Genomic DNA, 16,371 nt, shown 5'->3' with positions numbered 1-16,371 from the left:
GTTATATTGAATAGGTCGAACAGATGTTCGATGTGGGTGATCCGGAGATGCCCGAAGGGAAGCGGGCATCTCCGGCCCACCTGGTCTTGGATCCTCACGGTGCAGGAGGTGCCCCGATGTCCGAGCGTGTGAAGCCTGAACGTGTGAAGTGCCAACGAACTCTTCCTGCCGAGTTGTCGAGTCCGTCGGATGCCGCAATTTCTCGATTGCCGATGTCGGCGAGGCGGTCCTTCGGCGCGACGGACGCCAGCCACCGCACTGCTCGAGTGGGAAAGTCCGGTGTGGCGTGGGGGCTGCTCCGGAAGGCGGATGCGCTTCTTGAGGAAGCGATTGGGGCGGGCGATCCTGCCGACCGGTTCCGGTGTGCCTACCTGGCGGCCCTACGTGGTGCCGGGGCAGTGTTGGCCGCAGCTCCTGCCGGTGCCGGCTCGAAGCGCAAGCGAAGCGGAAACGCGTGGGTTCTGATGGACGCCGCAGCGCCCGCGTTCGGAGCGTGGTCGAAGTTCTTCGCAGGGTGGTCCTCTACGCGTGCGGCCGTGGAAACCGGCGTGTCGATCGTGATCACGGACTCCGATTCCGACGCATTCTTCGCCGAGGTCGGCCGTTTTCTCACGGCGGTCGAAGATTTCATCGGTCAGGACGCGTCCGAGCATTTGCGAGCGTCGTGAACAAATGGTCCGTGTCGGCAGTTGTTTCCGGGGAATTTCCTGGTCCGCACAGGCAAATGGAGCCGAATCGGGGCCCTTCGGCACGAATACGTACGCTTGTGGCGGAACTCGTACCCGGAGTTGGTGGTCCGAGACCTAAACTGCTCGTATTATGAAAACAGGTAATCGTCCAACTTGATTACCCGCCGCCTCACACCGTGGGGTGGTTGCCAAACTTCCAGTGCCGGGGGAGGTACCGTGCCACTCTCCGAGCACGAGCAGCGCATGCTCGATCAGATCGAGAGCGCTCTCTATGCCGAAGACCCCAAGTTCGCCTCCAATGTGAGGGGCGGCCGTATGCGGGCGCCGTCGAGTAGACGGCGGTTCCAAGCAGCGGCTCTATTCGTGCTGGGTCTGGTCCTGCTGATCGCGGGGGTTGCACTCCCGCTCAAGCCGGGCGGTTTTCCGATCATCAGCCTGTTCGGTTTCTTGTTCATGTTCGGCGCAGGGGTGTTGTTCCTCTGGGGTGGTGGACGTAAGTCTGCGCCGGCCGCCGACTCCGCTTCCGAAGGTGGCAATCATCCCTCCGGTCCGCCGGGTAGGGGTAGTGCCGGCGGATCCGGGCGGGGACGCGGCCGGAAGTCTGGCGGCGGATTCTCGTCGCGGATGGAAGATCGATTCAAACGCAGGTTCGAGCAGGACTAGCTCTCCCGCCCTTCTTCGGGCGTACTTCGAGAGTGATGCAGTTCGGACGTGACGCCCTCTTCAGGGCACGGACGACCACACGTGTGGCGGTCGGCAACCAAGGTTGCCGACCGCCACACGCCGTTGCTGTGGGTGTTGTACGTGTGCGCCGGCAATCCATCGAGTGAATCAGTGACGTGCGAGCGAATCACTCGCCACTCCTGCTGCCTCAGGGCATGCCCGCGGGCTTCCTCCACTTCGCTCCACTCGGCCCTCCACTTTCCTCCACCCTGGTCGAACTGCAACGCACGACCAGACCTCGTCCCGCTCACGTCTATTCGAAAACCGCGCTTGTACTGCGATTTTGTGTGGGGGAGCAACAGATCGTGGCGTAAAGGGTCGATCTGACGGCGGTGTGGGCCGGGACACGGTTACAAATTTCCCCCACGTCTCCCCACCTGCGCTGACCTGCTATTTATCAGCAAATGATGCTGAATAGGGACCATGTGCTCCTTGTTTGTGGGGGAAAGTGGGGTACTGTGGGTTCGGGCGGAGAGCTGAAGCACGATCCGCTCGATAGGGAGGGTTTCAGCGCAAGCTCGCAGGAGGTGTCGAGTGTTCCTCGGTACCTTCACGCCGAAGCTCGACGACAAAGGTCGGCTCACGTTGCCGGCAAAGTTCCGAGACGAACTGGCAGGAGGATTGATGATCACCAAGAGTCAGGATCACAGCCTCGCCATCTACCCCCGGGACGAGTTCGTCAAGCTTGCTCGAAAGGCAGCGGCAGCTCCACGCAATGATCCGGCAGCTCGGGCGTATGTCCGTGCTCTGGCCGCCGGCACAGATGAACAGCACGCCGATGCCCAGGGGCGAATCACCCTCTCGGCTGATCATCGGCGTTACGCAAACCTGTCCAAGGAATGCGTAGTGACCGGCTCCGTCGATTACCTCGAGATCTGGGATCTAGCAGCCTGGGAGAGGTATCTCGGAGACAACGAAGAGGACTATTCGCAGGCAACAGGCGAATCTCTCAGCGAGATCGTCTAGGCGAAGAGCCCCCGGCGAATGCCGCGAGGCCTCTGCCCGGAAAGACCCTGACGCACTTCCCCAGCGCCAGGTTCTCCTTCGGGCAGGGACCTCGAAGCATTCGCCTTCTCGAACAGTCATCGCCTTCTCGGAAAGTCAGCACCTTTTCGAAAAGTCATCGGAAATCATGAAAGTAGGAGCCGGAGCAATCATGGTGGATCACGAGGTGAACGAACCCTCGGATGCCGATGGCTTCGCGCACGTCCCTGTACTTCTGCACCGCGCCGACGATCTTCTCGGCCCTGCCATCACCGCCGTCGGTGACGGTGGAGCGGGCGCATACATGATCGATGCAACGTTGGGGCTCGGTGGCCACTCCGAATTCTTCCTGGGCAAGTACCCGGGCCTTCACCTCATCGGTCTCGATCGCGACACCAACGCACTCCGGATCGCTTCCGAGCGTCTGGCGCCATTCGCGGACCGAACGACGTTCGTGCACACCACGTATGACGGGATCGAGGACGCGCTCGAACAGGCAGGTCTGCCGTCGACGGAGTCGGTTCACGCGATCCTTTTCGATCTGGGTGTGTCGTCGATGCAGTTGGACGAAGCCGACCGAGGTTTTGCGTACTCGATCGACGCTCCTCTCGACATGCGGATGGATCAGACGGTCGGGCTGACCGCGGCAGAGGTCCTGAACACTTACAGTCACGGCGACCTTGCTCGCATTCTGAGCACGTACGGCGAAGAACGGTTCGCGGGAAAGATTGCGTCCGAGATCCTTCGGCAGCGTGAGCGTGAACCCTTCACCACCAGTGCAGCTCTGGTCGAATTGCTGTACCGAACAATCCCGGCAGCCACGCGGCGTACGGGGGGACACCCGGCCAAGCGCACCTTCCAAGCGCTGCGGATCGAAGTCAATGCCGAGTTGGATTCGCTTCGTGCAGCCGTTCCTGCCGGGCTCGACGCACTGGCAGTCGGTGGGCGAGTGGTGTTCATGTCCTACCAGTCGCTCGAGGATCGAGTTGTGAAGGCGGAGTTGGTTCCCCGCTCGAAGTCCACCAGTCCTGAAGGACTACCGGTCGAGTTGCCGGGTATGGGACCGGAGTTCCGCATTCTCACCCGTGGCGCAGAACGTGCGTCAGAGCAGGAAATCGAAGAGAACCCACGATCAGCTCCGGTGCGTTTGCGTGCCGCAGAACGCATTTCCAGGAGGCGGGCATGAGTCGTCAGGGCAAATCCGGTGCAGCGCAACGTGCATACGACAAGCGCACCGCACGGGCGGCAGGCCGGACCGGAACTGTCGCTGCTGCCGGCCCGTCTATCTCTCCTCGGGCGATGCTCAAGGGGAGAGTGCCGTTCGTGGCCTCCGTCATCGGACTTCTGTCCATCGGTCTCGCGGTGACTCTGCTGCTGACCACTCGCGCTGCCGAGGATTCGTACCAACTCAGTGATGCACGTGCATACAACCAGTCTTTGGTCGAGCAGAAAGCAGCGCTCGAACGTGACTTCCAGTCGCGTAACTCGGCTCCGGAGTTGGCAAATCAGGCAAGCGCTCTCGGCATGGTCCCCGCCAAGGACCCTGCACGACTGGTAGTTCATCCGGACGGTTCGGTCGAGGTCGTCGGAACGCCGACTCCCGCGACTGCCGGAGCTATGCCGCCGCTCGATGCGCCCACATCGGTGCCCGCACCGACTGCGACACCCCCGCGCACAACAACGCCGGTTGCTCCCGGAGCCACGCCGAGCGTTCCGAATAACACGCGAAACCTCGCGCAGAGTGAACAATTGGTTCCTGTGATCCCCACGACGACAGCACCCGCCACCACGACGGCGGTGCCTGCTCCGCCTGAGGAACGTCGGTGAGTCAGAACTCCCGTAACAACCCCGGTCGGCGTCCGCGCCGCTCGGCCACCGCCTCATTTCCGTTTCGTCAGCGAGTCGGTCGTATCACCATGTGTGGTGCGCTCGCCGTTGCGGCATTGCAGCTCTTGTGGATTCAGGGAATCGACGCGCCGAGTCTGGCTGCGGAATCTGCCAATCAACGAACCACGACCCAGGTCGATCCGGCTGTACGTGGCTCGATAACCGATCGCAACGGAAACCCCCTCGCCTTCACCATGGAAGCCAAGGCGCTGACTTTCCAGCCGGTGCGGGTACGCAAGGAACTCGAGGAAGCGCGCGCCAAGAGCATCGAGCAGGGCGCCGAGGGTGACAAGCAGGCGCCGGAAGTGAGCGATCGCCTCGCCGAGATCGCCGCCGGAATCCACGCCAAGCTCGGCGATACCGTTCCGGAAAAAGATCTGCTTCAGAAGATGAACAGCAACGAGACTTTCACGTACCTCGCGCGCAGCGTGGATCCGGCGGTTGCTGCCGAGATCTCGGACAAGTTCCGGGAGGTCGGCCTCGAGCGTCAGGACATCCGCGAGTACCCCGGTGGCTCTCTGGCCGCGAATCTCGTCGGCGCGACCGGCTGGGACGGGCACGGTTTGCTCGGTCTCGAAGATTCGATGGACTCCACGCTCGCCGGAACCGATGGATCCGAAACGTACGACCGCGGTTCCGACGGCGCTGTGATCCCCGGCAGCTGGCGTGACAAGCAACCGGCAGTCAACGGTTCGGGTGTCGAGCTGACCATCGATTCGGACCTCCAGTTCTACGTTCAGCAGCAGGTCCAGATCGCCAAGGACAAGTCGGGCGCAAAGAACGCTTCGGTTGTGGTCATGGACTCCAAGACGGGACAGGTGTTGGCCATGTCCAACGACAGCACCTTCAACCCCGCAATCGGCATCGACAAGAACGCGCCGACAGCCGAAATGGGCAATCCGTCGGTCAGTACGCCGTTCGAGCCCGGATCGGTGAACAAGATCGTCACCGCAGCAGCGGCCATCGAGGACGGTAAGACAACTCCGGACGAAGTTCTGCAGGTCCCGGGCAGCATCACGATGTCCGGTGCCACAGTCAAGGACGCGTGGGATCACGGTGTGGCCCCGTACACCTCTACCGGTGTATTCGGAAAGTCCTCGAACGTCGGCACCTTGATGCTCGCTCAGCGAGTGGGCGAGGATCGCTACGCAGACATGCTGAACAGGTTCGGCCTCGGACAACGCACCGACGTCGGACTTCCCGGCGAGAGCGCGGGCAGCGTTCCGAGTCGCGACCAGTGGTCCGGCGGAACCTTCGCGAACCTGCCGATCGGGCAGGGTCTCTCGATGACAACCCTGCAGATGACCGGGATGTACCAGGCCATTGCCAACGACGGCGTGCGAATTCCTCCGCGGATCGTGAAGTCGACTGTCGACTCTTCCGGCACGCGGACCGAGACGCCGCAGCCCGAGGGCGTCGAGGTGGTCAGCGCCCAGACAGCGGCGACTGTTCGGGACATGTTCCGGTCGGTCACTCAGGAAGACACCGGCAACCAACGAGGAACCGGTGTTGCCGCGGGTGTGGAGGGATACCAGGTCAGTGGAAAGACCGGGACCGCGCAGCAGGTGGATCCCGCGTGCAAGTGCTACTCCAACTCCAACTACTGGATCACCTTCGCGGGAATCGCGCCTGCGGACAATCCTCGATTCGTGATCGGAATCATGCTCGACGCACCGGTTCGCGGCGTGGACGGCGGCGGCGGTCAGTCGGCGGCACCGTTGTTCCACAACATCGCGTCGTGGATGCTCCAGCGTGACAGTGTCCCGATGTCGCCGGACCCCGGTCGCAAGTTGGTGTTGCAGGCGGACTGATTGCGGTGTGTCGGTTTCGACACGGTCTTCGGGTGAATCCCGGACACGGTAATCTCAAACGTCGCAGTAACCTCATTCATCGCAGTGCGCCGAACTTTGCTTGCGTTGCGACCGCCATAGACAACGACCGCCATAGACAACGACCGCGATAGAACAACGACAATTGCCAGGAGTCGAGTGACAGTGCCGAATCGTTTGCAATCGTCGAACTCGGACGGCGCTCCCGGGACGCGTCCGACACAACCGGTTGCTACCGCGATCACGGCGCTCTCCGAACTGTCCGGGGCTCGCCTCGAATGGGTGGGGCAACCGGGATCACAGTCCTCGGAGGTCGTCGTCAAGGGCGTCGACCTGCGTGCGCAGGGAATCGTGACCGATGACCTCTTCGCCGCTCTGCCCGGTGCACGGACCCATGGCGCTCAGTTCGCCGTCGACGCTCTGGGGCGCGGTGCGACCGCGATCTTGACCGACGAGGCCGGCCTCGAATTGATTGAGGCAGCGGACAAGGCGCCTGACCGGTCCGTCCCAGTTCTCGTTCATCCGAACCCGCGGGATGTGCTCGGTGAGATCTCAGCGGAAATCTACGGCCGGCCCTCGGAGAAGATGCAAGTCGTCGGTATTACCGGCACATCGGGCAAGACCACGACGTCGTACTTGCTCGAAGCTGCGATTGCCGGAGCCGGCCGCAAGCCGGGCCTGGTCGGGACCATCGAGACTCGAATCGACGGCCGCCGGGTGCCCAGCGCTCTGACCACGCCGGAGGCTCCGCAACTGCATGCTCTGTTCGCCGTGATGGCCGAGCAGGGGATCGACACCGTCGTCATGGAGGTGTCCAGTCACGCGCTTGCCCTCGGGCGCGTCGACGGCATCCGCTTCGACATCGGAGCCTTCACGAACCTTTCTCAGGATCACCTGGATTTCCACCGGGACTTCGAGGAGTACTTCCAGGCCAAGGCACGGTTGTTCGATCCCGAGTCGACTGTGCGAGCCGAGCATGCGGTCGTCTGCGTCGACGACGTGTGGGGTCGACGGATGGCCGAGTTGGCCGCGACCGACGAGAGCGACGCGGTGACCACGGTCTCGACCTCGACGGCCGAGGCCGAGTGGACGGTCGGCGCAGTCGAGGTTGCCGAGGACGGCTCGCAGACCTTCGAGTTGGTCGGGCCGGACGGACAATCGTGGCCGGTCTCACTTCGGCTCCCCGGGCGATACAACGTGGCCAACGCTGCACTGGCGTTGACCGTCAGTTTTGCTGCGGGCCTCGACCCGGACGCGGCTGTTCGAGCGCTCGGGACCGTGGACGTCCCGGGGCGAGTTCAGCGGATCGACCGGGGGCAGAGCTTTCTCGCCGTGGTCGACTACGCGCACAAACCGGCAGCGCTCGAAGCTGTGATCGCCACGCTGCGCAACCAGGTTCCCGGTCGCGTTGCCGTGGTGGTCGGCGCAGGCGGGGATCGCGACGCCGGCAAACGGGCACTGATGGGTGAAGCGGGTGCGCGTGGCGCAGACCTGCTGATCGTCACCGACGACAACCCACGCACCGAGGATCCGGCGAAGATTCGCGCTTCGGTGATGCAAGGCGCCACGGACGTGCCCGAATCCGAACGCGGCGAGGTTCGCGAAGTGGGGGACCGGGCCGCCGCGATCGAGCAAGCAGTCCGGTGGGCACAGCCAGGAGATGTCGTCCTGGTGGCAGGCAAAGGCCACGAAGTAGGTCAAGAAATCGACGGGGTCAAACACCCGTTCGACGACCGCGAGGTGTTGGGCGAAATGATCGGCCGATTCGCGATCAACACAGCACATGGAGGCAAGCAATGATCCCGATGACGCTCTCTCGGATCGCCGAGATCGTCGGAGGAACCCTGCACGACGTCGACGATTCGTCGACGCAGGTGACTGGAACCGTCGAATTCGATTCGCGCAAAGTAGCTCCAGGTGGGCTCTTCCTCGCCCTACCCGGAGCGCGTGTCGACGGTCATGATCACGCGGAAGCGGCGGTGGCAGCGGGCGCTGTGGCGGTGCTCGCGGCGCGGCCGGTCGGAGTTCCGGCAATCGTCGTTCCATCGGTGCCGAACGACGGTCCCAGTGCAGTGATGCTGCTCGAACACGACACCGACGGGTCCGGAGCCGCGGTCCTGCATGCCCTCGGCCTTCTGGCCCGAGCAGTCGTCGACGAACTGGCAACTGATGGCACACCGGCCGATGGTGGACTGACGCTGGTCGGTGTCACCGGTTCTGCCGGCAAGACCTCGACCAAGGATCTGATAGCAGCGCTGCTGCGCGAGTGCGGCGAGGTGGTTGCGCCCCCCGGGTCGTTCAACAACGAATTGGGTCTGCCGTGGACAGTGCTCCGTGCCGACGAGAAGACCCGCTTCCTCGTTCTCGAGATGTCGGCCCGTGGGGTCGGTCATGTCGGCGAACTGACGAAGATCGCGCCGCCGAAGATCGGCGTAGTTCTCAATGTGGGCACTGCCCATCTCGGTGAGTTCGGTTCGCGTGAAGCGATCGCGGTCGCCAAAGGTGAACTGGTGGAAGCACTCCCGTCGGCAGCCGACGGTGGAGTTGCGGTCCTCAACGCCGACGACCGCATGGTCGCCGCAATGGCGAGTCGAACCAAGGCCCGGATCGTATTCGTCGGTCAGTCGGAAGACTGCGACGTTCGGGCGACCGACGTGGTTGTCGACGACCAGGCCAGGGCTTCCTTCACACTGAACTGTTCACAGGGTTCTGCACGTATTCGCCTGGCCGTTCACGGCGAACACCACGTGAGCAACGCCCTGGCCGCGGCGGCCGTCGCACTCGAGAACGGCCTCGCGGTTGCAGACATCGCACGTGTCCTCGAGGGCACGAAGGCAGCGTCCGCGAGGCGGATGGAAGTCACCGAGCGCGCCGACGGCGTCACCGTCGTCAACGACAGTTACAACGCCAATCCCGATTCCATGCGCGCCGCCCTCAAAGCGTTGGTGTCCATGGCGCGATCGGATCGGCACTTCGGTCGCCGTAGCTGGGCTGTGCTCGGAGAGATGGGTGAGCTCGGACCGGAATCAGTTGTCGAGCACGACGCGATCGGTCGCCTGGCCGTCAGACTCGATGTCAGCAAGTTGATCGTCGTCGGAACGGGCCGCACCTCGCGTGCGATGCATCAAGGTGCGGTGATGGAGGGGTCGTGGGGTGACGAGTCCGTCGTCGTGCCCGACGCAGCTGCGGCAATCGCCATTCTCGAAGCGGAACTCGAACCGGGCGATCTCGTCCTGGTGAAGGCGTCCAAGTCGGTTGAACTGTGGACGGTCGCCGAAGCGATACTGGCTGCAACGCCCAACACCGACAGCGAGAACACCGGTGACGCGAACACCGATGGCGAGAACGGCGGGGATTCGCAGTGATCCAGATTCTTCTCGCCGCAGGCATCGCGCTGGCGGTCTCTATCATGCTCACGCCGATCCTGATCAAGGCGTTCTCGAAACAAGGTTTCGGGCAGGAGATCCGAACCGAAGGTCCAGCCAGTCACCAGGCCAAGCGCGGCACTCCCACGATGGGCGGCGTCGCGATCCTGACCGGAATCTGGGCCGGCTATCTCGGCTCACACCTCATCGGTCTCGGCATGGACAACGCGGAGGGGCCATCGGCGTCCGGCCTACTCGTTCTCGGTCTGACCACCGCGCTCGGTGGAGTCGGTTTCCTCGACGACTTCATCAAGATCCGCAAGCAGCGCAATCTGGGACTGAACAAGACAGCGAAGCTGGTCGGCCAGTTCGTCGCTGCCATTGCCTTCGGAATCCTGGCCCTTCAGTTCCGCGGTGACGACGGGCTGACTCCGGGCAGTGTTCATCTGTCGTACGTCCGCGACATCGCCACCGTCTCACTCGGTTCCGTGGTCTTCATCGCCTTCTGCTACCTACTGGTCAGCGCCTGGTCCAATGCCGTCAACCTGACCGACGGCCTCGACGGATTGGCCGCCGGTGCGATGAGTTTCGTTCTCGGCGCCTACGTCATCATCACGTTCTGGCAGTTCCGCTACTCGTGCGAGACGAATCCCGGTAAGGGTTGCTACGACGTCCGAGACCCGCTCGACCTCGCGGTGCTCTGCGCGGCAGGCGCCGGCGCGTGCATCGGTTTCCTCTGGTGGAATGCCGCACCCGCCAAGATCTTCATGGGCGACACCGGTTCTCTTGCCCTCGGCGGCATGCTCGCCGGATTGTCGATCACCACAAGCACGGAACTGTTGATGGTGGTCATCGGTGCACTGTTCGTCGCGGAGGCCGCGTCGGTGGTGATCCAGGTAGCGGTGTTCCGGTCCAGCCGACGGCGAGTCTTCCGAATGGCGCCGTTCCATCACCACTTCGAACTCGCCGGGTGGGCTGAAACCACGGTCATCATCAGATTCTGGTTGTTGGCGGCTATTGCGTCGGCTATCGGATTGGCACTCTTCTACAGCGAATACCTCGCAGCGCTCGGAGGCTGAAAACCATGACCAGCTCAGCGGATTCCGAGAACGACCTGTCCTGGCTCCGCGGTACGCGAGTGCTGGTCGCCGGAGGGCGGGTGTCCGGTCAAGCGACCATCGAACCTCTCGTCGCCCTCGGTGCTGTCGTGACGGTTGCCGATTCGACCTTGGACTTCGCGGAGCGCTGCGCGGAGCTCGGCGCGGACATGGTGACCACCACCTCGATCGAGGATGCCCCGGATTCGATCACCGAGTACGGGCTCGTAGTCACCAGTCCGGGCTTTCGGCCGGATGCACCGATCCTTGCAGCCGCCGCCGGTCACGGGATTCCCATCTGGGGAGACGTCGAGTTCTCCTGGCGCGTCGACCACAGCGGGCACTTCGGCACACCCCGTAAATGGCTCGTCGTGACGGGGACGAACGGAAAGACCACGACGACGTCGATGCTGGCCTCGATTCTCGACGCCGCCGGAGTTGTCGGCCGAGCCTGCGGAAACATCGGGCTGCCGATACTCGACGCACTCGCCGAGACGTCGCCGCGCGTGGAGTACCTCGCTGTCGAACTGTCGTCCTTCCAATTGCACTGGGCGCCTTCGGTGCGTCCGGATGCCGGCGTGGTCCTCAACGTCGCCGAGGATCACCTCGACTGGCACGGCGGAATGAGCGCGTACGCCGAGGCCAAGTCGCGGGCGCTGAGCGGAAAGGTCGCGGTGGTCGGCCTCGATGACGCGATCGCTTCCGAACTGGGAACTCGCGCAACTGCAGACATTGTCACCGGGTTCAGATTGGGTGAACCGGGCGAAGGAGAACTGGGTGTCGAAGCGGGACACCTCGTGGACAACGCATTCGGCGATCACGTCCGCTTGGCCGAAGCAGCGTCGATAGATCCCGCCGGCCCGGCAGGCGTCATGGACGCGCTGGCCGCCGCCGCGTTGGCGCGGGCACTCGGATTCGAGGCAGACGTCGTCGAACGCGGTCTGGCCGCACACAAGGTCGGCCCACACCGAGGGGCGCTGGTCGGCCGTGTCGGGTCCGTTGTGTACATCGACGACTCCAAGGCCACCAATCCGCACGCAGCCCGACCGTCGATACTCGCGCACGATCGCGTCGTCTGGGTTGCAGGCGGTCTGCTCAAGGGAGCCAGCGTCGACCAATTGGTGAGCGAAGTCGGCCCTCGACTCTCCGGCGCTGTCCTTCTCGGGCGTGACGCTGGTGTGATCGAGGACGCGCTCGCGCGACACGCGCCCGATGTTCCCGTGGTGCACGTGATGTCGGGGGACGATGCAGTGGTGAGCGAAAACAGCAGCAACTCGACTCTCACCATCCGGCTGCCGTCGGGTGCCGACGCGGATGCCGTCATGGCCGCAGTGGTAGTCGAAGCTGCCGAGTTGGCGTCCCCCGGTGATGCAGTTGTACTCGCCCCGGCCGCCGCGTCCTTGGACATGTTCGCCAGCTACGGACATCGTGGTGACAGCTTCGCCGCCGCCGTCGCCGCATTACCCGATCCGTTCACGGATTCGCCTGGCCAAGCCGGGAACTTGCTATGACCAAGGGTCCCAAGACCCGAATCGGTGCCTGGTTGGCGCGGCCGTTGGCGTCGTTCCACCTGGTGGTGACGATTGCCACGATGTTGACTGTCTTGGGGCTCGTGATGGTTCTGTCGGCGTCGAGCGTCGAGCAGTACGTGTCCGGTGGCTCGGCGTATTCGTTGTTCACCCAGCAGTTGATCTTCGCGATTCTCGGAGCTGTGCTCTTCTACGTCGCGCTGCGGATCCCGGCGAGAGTGCTCCGGCAGTATTCGTTTCCGCTGTTCGTCGTCGTGCTGATCATGCTGGTACTCGTCCTGATTCCGGGAATCGGCACAGAAGCGCAGGGCGCGCGTCGCTGGTTCAACGTCGGCGGGTTCTCGGTGCAGCCCTCGGAAATCATGAAGGTCGCGTTGGCGATCTGGGGCGCCCATCTGTTGGCTTCGCGGCGGCCGGACGACCGATCCGTGAAGTCGATCCTGATTCCGCTCGTGCCCGCAGCAATGCTGGTCTTCGCGCTGGTCGTCGCGCAACCGAACCTCAGTACGACCATCGCATTGGGAATCATCGTCGGGGCCCTGCTGTGGTTCGGTGGGCTGCCACTGAAGCTCTTCGGCTCGATCGCGGTGACGGGCGTCGTCGTGGCGGGCGTGCTGGCGATGACGGCCGGTTATCGTTCCGATCGAGTTCAAGCCTTCTTCAACAAGAGCGACGACCTGCAGGGCAACAACTATCAGGCCAAGCAGGCTTTGTATTCGCTCGCCGACGGGGGCCTTTTCGGACGCGGACTCGGTCAGAGCGTCGCCAAGTGGAACTACCTACCCAACGCGCACAACGACTTCATCTTCGCGATCATCGGCGAAGAGTTGGGATTTGTCGGCTGCGCAGTGGTGATCGGTTTGTTCGCTGTATTCGTCTACACGGGATTGCGGATCGCAGCCCGCAGCATCGATCCGTTCTGGCGGCTCCTGTCGGCCACTGCAACTACCTGGATCGTCGGCCAGGCAATGATCAACATCGGTTACGTCATCGGACTGCTGCCGGTGACCGGACTCCAGTTGCCCTTGGTCTCCGCCGGCGGTTCGTCCTTGGCGATCACATTGTTCATGTTCGGTGTCATCGCCAATGCAGCGCGCCACGAGCCCGAAGCAGTTGCCGCTCTGAACTCCGGGCAGGACGGCAAGATCTCGAAGTTGCTCAGACTGCCGAAGCCCGTGCTGTACCACCCGCCGTCAGGGGGCCGGCCGATCCGTCGACCGAAGCCCGCACGGCAGATCGAACCGGCACGCGGACGCGACGGCCGGCGCGCGATCGAGACGGGCGATCGACGCAAGCGGGCAGATCAAGGTGCTCGCCCTTCCTCGGATTCCAACCGAGGTGCGGCCGCTGGGTCACGGAAGCGCACCGCGGGAGGGCAGAATGGTCAGCGTCGGCAGGCGCCGACACGTAGGGCACAAGATCCACGAGAAGTTCGAGAGCGAGGAATTCGTAGGTGAGCGGCAACAAATCGGCTCTGTCGGTAGTGGTGGCAGGGGGAGGCACGGCTGGTCACATCGAACCCGCACTTGCTGTCGCGGACGCGGTCAAGGCCGCTGCGCCCGACACCAGAATCACTGCGCTCGGGACGGCGCGTGGTCTCGAAACCACCTTGGTGCCGGCTCGCGGGTACACGCTCGAGCTCATTCCCCCGGTTCCGCTTCCTCGTAAGCCCACGATGGATCTCGTCAAACTGCCGACACGCATCCTCGCCTCGGTGCGCAAGACCCGTGAGGTACTCGATTCCGTCGACGCCGACGTGATCGTCGGTTTCGGTGGTTACGTCGCGCTTCCGGCGTATCTTGCCGCACGTGGCGGTGTTCTTCGGCGCCGCCGCAAGATTCCGATCGTCATCCACGAGGCGAACGCCAGTGCCGGCATCGCGAACAAGATCGGTGCTCGCCTGGCGACGCGGGTGCTTGCTGCTGTTCCGGGTTCCGGAGTGAAGAACCGCGGCGATCAGGACGCCGAGATCGTTGGCATCCCGGTTCGCGCGTCGATCGCCAATTTCGATCGAGCGGGACTCCGCTCGCAAGCTCGCGAGTACTTCGGACTACCTCAGGACGGTCCCGTTCTGCTCGTCTTCGGCGGATCGCAAGGCGCGAAGTCGCTCAACGACGCGGTGTCCGGAGCAGCGGAAGAACTGGCGAAGGCCGGGATCTCGGTCCTTCACGCACACGGACCCAAGAACTCTCTCGAAGTCACGCAGTACTCGGAGACGGCACCGTATGTGGCTGTTCCCTATCTTTCGCGGATGGATCTCGCGTATGCCGCAGCCGACGCGACTATCTGTCGTTCGGGCGCGATGACGGTCGCCGAGGTCTCGGCGGTCGGGCTTCCGGCCGTCTACGTTCCGTTGCCGCACGGCAATGGTGAGCAGGAACTCAACGCGAAACCCGTTGTCGCAGCGGGCGGTGCGATCATCGTCTCCGACAACGAGCTCACGCCGACGTTCGTCGCCGGTACCGTCGTCCCGATGCTGAGCGACAGCGCGCGCCTCGACAAGATGAGCAGTGGTGCTGCCAACGTCGGGCACCGCACCGCGGCAACCGAGATCGCACGGATCGTGCTCGACATCGCGGCAAAGGAAAACGCCGTCCAGGAAAACGCAAGGGGAAACCGATGACCGCGCTGCCCGCCCACCTCGAGCGAGTACACATGGTCGGAATCGGCGGTGCCGGTATGTCCGGCATCGCTCGAATTCTGCTTTCCCGCGGGGGCCTTGTCTCGGGTTCGGACGCCAAGGAGAGCCGAGGAGTCCTGGCGCTTCGTGCACGCGGGGCACAGGTCCGGATCGGCCACGACGCCGATGCTCTCGACCTGCTGCCGGGTGGTCCGACCGTCGTCGTCACGACGCACGCGGCTATCCCGAAGGACAACCCGGAACTCGTCGAGGCCGCTCGCCGCGGAATCCCGGTGATTCTTCGTCCGGCTGTCCTTGCATCACTGATGCAGGGCAATCGCACGTTCCTGGTTTCGGGTACACACGGCAAGACGTCGACAACGTCGATGCTCGTGGTCGCCCTGCAGCACTGTGGTTTCGACCCTTCGTTCGCCGTTGGCGGCGAACTCAACGAAGCGGGAACGAATGCCCATCACGGCAGCGGTGACGTCTTTGTCGCGGAGGCGGACGAGAGTGACGGGTCGCTGCTGCAGTACGACCCCAACGTGATCGTCGTGACCAACATCGAGGCCGATCACCTCGACTATTTCGGGAGTGTCGAAGCGTATGTGAAGGTGTTCGACGATTTTGTCGACAAGTTGCGTCCGGGTGGGCTCTTGATTGCTTGCCTCGACGACCCGGGATCGGCGGATCTCGCGAAGCGAATCGTGGCCTCGGGCCGTTCGGACATCCGGGTACTCGGTTACGGATCGGCAGACGCGCAGGAAGTGGAGGCGGGCACCGCCTTCGAGCCTGTCGACGGTGTCGAGGTCGGAGTCCGACTACTGGGCTTCCATGCGCACGACGTCGGGGGAGTCCTGCAGTTCCACCTGGCGGGCGAGAGCGCCGCGCGAACCGTGCGGATGGCAGTGCCGGGTCGTCACATGGCGCTCAACGCACTTGCGGCTCTACTGGCTGCCCGTGACGCCGGCGCCGAGACGGAGGAGATCGTCGAGGGGCTCGCCGGATTCGGTGGCGTACACCGCCGGTTCCAGTTCACCGGCCGCGAGCGTGGTGTCCGGGTGTTCGACGACTACGCCCACCATCCGACCGAAGTTCGTGCGGTTCTCGGCGCGGCGGCGGATCTGGTTCGACCGGAGGACGATTCGTCGTCGACCAATTCGGCAGCCGGACGCGTGATCGTGGTCTTCCAACCTCATCTCTATTCACGCACCGCCGCGTTTGCCGAGGAGTTCGCGCAGGCGCTGGACTTGGCCGACGAGGTTGTCGTTCTCGATGTCTACGGCGCTCGCGAAGAGCCGATGCCGGGCGTCAGTGGTGCGCTGGTCGCTCAGTCGGTCACGAAACCTGTTCACTATCAACCGGATCTGTCACAGGCGCCGAAGCAGGTGGCGGCGTTGGCTCACCCCGGCGACATCGTCATCACGATGGGTGCCGGTGACGTGACCATGCTCGGCAAACAGATCCTCGATGCTTTGCGTTCGGCGCCGCATCCCGCGCCGCGATGACACCCGACGCACGAAGTCGGCGCGGGCGTCGAGATCCTCGAGCCAGACAAGCCACCAGTACGCGTCGGCGCAGTACTCGCACCGAATCGCGATACTCGACGCGGTCGACGGAGCCGGCTCCCGAACCCACACCGACTCGT

At 63.7% G+C, this 16,371-nt stretch carries 14 protein-coding genes; 13 read left to right on the top strand and 1 reads right to left on the bottom strand.

Features of this window, described 5'->3' with window-relative positions:
- Nucleotides 1–116: 116 nt before the first annotated feature.
- Nucleotides 117–668, top strand: coding sequence for an SAV_6107 family HEPN domain-containing protein (locus tag AOT96_RS27805; protein ID WP_228401065.1), 552 nt, complete (start codon nt 117–119; stop codon nt 666–668).
- A 237-nt stretch (nt 669–905) separates the two neighbouring features.
- Nucleotides 906–1,352, top strand: coding sequence for a DUF3040 domain-containing protein (locus AOT96_RS27800; RefSeq protein WP_003941660.1), 447 nt, complete (start codon nt 906–908; stop codon nt 1,350–1,352).
- Here the strand turns inward: AOT96_RS27800 and AOT96_RS27795 are convergent.
- Nucleotides 1,349–1,543, bottom strand: coding sequence for a hypothetical protein (locus tag AOT96_RS27795; protein ID WP_003941749.1), 195 nt, complete (start codon nt 1,541–1,543; stop codon nt 1,349–1,351). The genes AOT96_RS27800 and AOT96_RS27795 overlap by 4 nt on opposite strands.
- Nucleotides 1,544–1,946: 403 nt before the next feature.
- On the opposite strand from AOT96_RS27795, the gene mraZ reads away from it, so the two are divergent.
- The 11 genes from mraZ (at nt 1,947) to murC (ending at nt 16,231) form a co-directional block, all read left to right on the top strand.
- Nucleotides 1,947–2,378, top strand: a complete 432-nt coding sequence (mraZ, locus tag AOT96_RS27790; protein WP_003941779.1) for a division/cell wall cluster transcriptional repressor MraZ — start codon at nt 1,947–1,949, stop codon at nt 2,376–2,378.
- A 190-nt stretch (nt 2,379–2,568) separates the two neighbouring features.
- A complete protein-coding gene (gene rsmH, locus AOT96_RS27785; protein WP_007730079.1) occupies nt 2,569–3,582 on the top strand; it encodes a 16S rRNA (cytosine(1402)-N(4))-methyltransferase RsmH in 1,014 nt (337 codons plus the stop codon).
- Entirely contained in the window at nt 3,579–4,223 is a 645-nt protein-coding gene (locus AOT96_RS27780) for a hypothetical protein (protein WP_003941715.1), read from the top strand. Before rsmH ends, AOT96_RS27780 begins: the two co-directional genes overlap by 4 nt.
- A complete protein-coding gene (locus AOT96_RS27775; RefSeq protein ID WP_003941764.1) occupies nt 4,220–6,094 on the top strand; it encodes a peptidoglycan D,D-transpeptidase FtsI family protein in 1,875 nt (624 codons plus the stop codon). Before AOT96_RS27780 ends, AOT96_RS27775 begins: the two co-directional genes overlap by 4 nt.
- A 183-nt stretch (nt 6,095–6,277) precedes the next feature.
- A complete protein-coding gene (locus tag AOT96_RS27770; RefSeq protein WP_007730084.1) occupies nt 6,278–7,912 on the top strand; it encodes a UDP-N-acetylmuramoyl-L-alanyl-D-glutamate--2,6-diaminopimelate ligase in 1,635 nt (544 codons plus the stop codon).
- Complete coding sequence (locus AOT96_RS27765) at nt 7,909–9,477, top strand: UDP-N-acetylmuramoyl-tripeptide--D-alanyl-D-alanine ligase (RefSeq protein WP_054187274.1); 1,569 nt, start codon at nt 7,909–7,911, stop codon at nt 9,475–9,477. The genes AOT96_RS27770 and AOT96_RS27765 overlap by 4 nt, the downstream gene beginning before the upstream one ends.
- Nucleotides 9,474–10,556, top strand: a complete 1,083-nt coding sequence (gene mraY / locus AOT96_RS27760) for a phospho-N-acetylmuramoyl-pentapeptide-transferase (RefSeq protein WP_003941699.1) — start codon at nt 9,474–9,476, stop codon at nt 10,554–10,556. The genes AOT96_RS27765 and mraY overlap by 4 nt, the downstream gene beginning before the upstream one ends.
- A 5-nt stretch (nt 10,557–10,561) precedes the next feature.
- Entirely contained in the window at nt 10,562–12,085 is a 1,524-nt protein-coding gene (gene murD, locus AOT96_RS27755; RefSeq protein WP_047270101.1) for a UDP-N-acetylmuramoyl-L-alanine--D-glutamate ligase, read from the top strand.
- Complete coding sequence (ftsW, locus tag AOT96_RS27750; RefSeq protein WP_007730088.1) at nt 12,082–13,560, top strand: putative lipid II flippase FtsW; 1,479 nt, start codon at nt 12,082–12,084, stop codon at nt 13,558–13,560. The genes murD and ftsW overlap by 4 nt, the downstream gene beginning before the upstream one ends.
- Nucleotides 13,557–14,726, top strand: coding sequence for an undecaprenyldiphospho-muramoylpentapeptide beta-N-acetylglucosaminyltransferase (murG, locus tag AOT96_RS27745; RefSeq protein WP_003941767.1), 1,170 nt, complete (start codon nt 13,557–13,559; stop codon nt 14,724–14,726). The genes ftsW and murG overlap by 4 nt, the downstream gene beginning before the upstream one ends.
- Complete coding sequence (murC, locus tag AOT96_RS27740) at nt 14,723–16,231, top strand: UDP-N-acetylmuramate--L-alanine ligase (RefSeq protein WP_030537033.1); 1,509 nt, start codon at nt 14,723–14,725, stop codon at nt 16,229–16,231. The genes murG and murC overlap by 4 nt, the downstream gene beginning before the upstream one ends.
- Nucleotides 16,232–16,371: the final 140 nt, after the last annotated feature.

It is taken from the genome of Rhodococcus sp. 008 (assembly GCF_001682295.1).
In the GTDB taxonomy this organism is placed as follows: domain Bacteria; phylum Actinomycetota; class Actinomycetes; order Mycobacteriales; family Mycobacteriaceae; genus Rhodococcus_F; species Rhodococcus_F qingshengii.
Note: the sequence above shows the minus strand (reverse complement) of the source record. Positions and strands in the feature narration are given on the sequence as shown.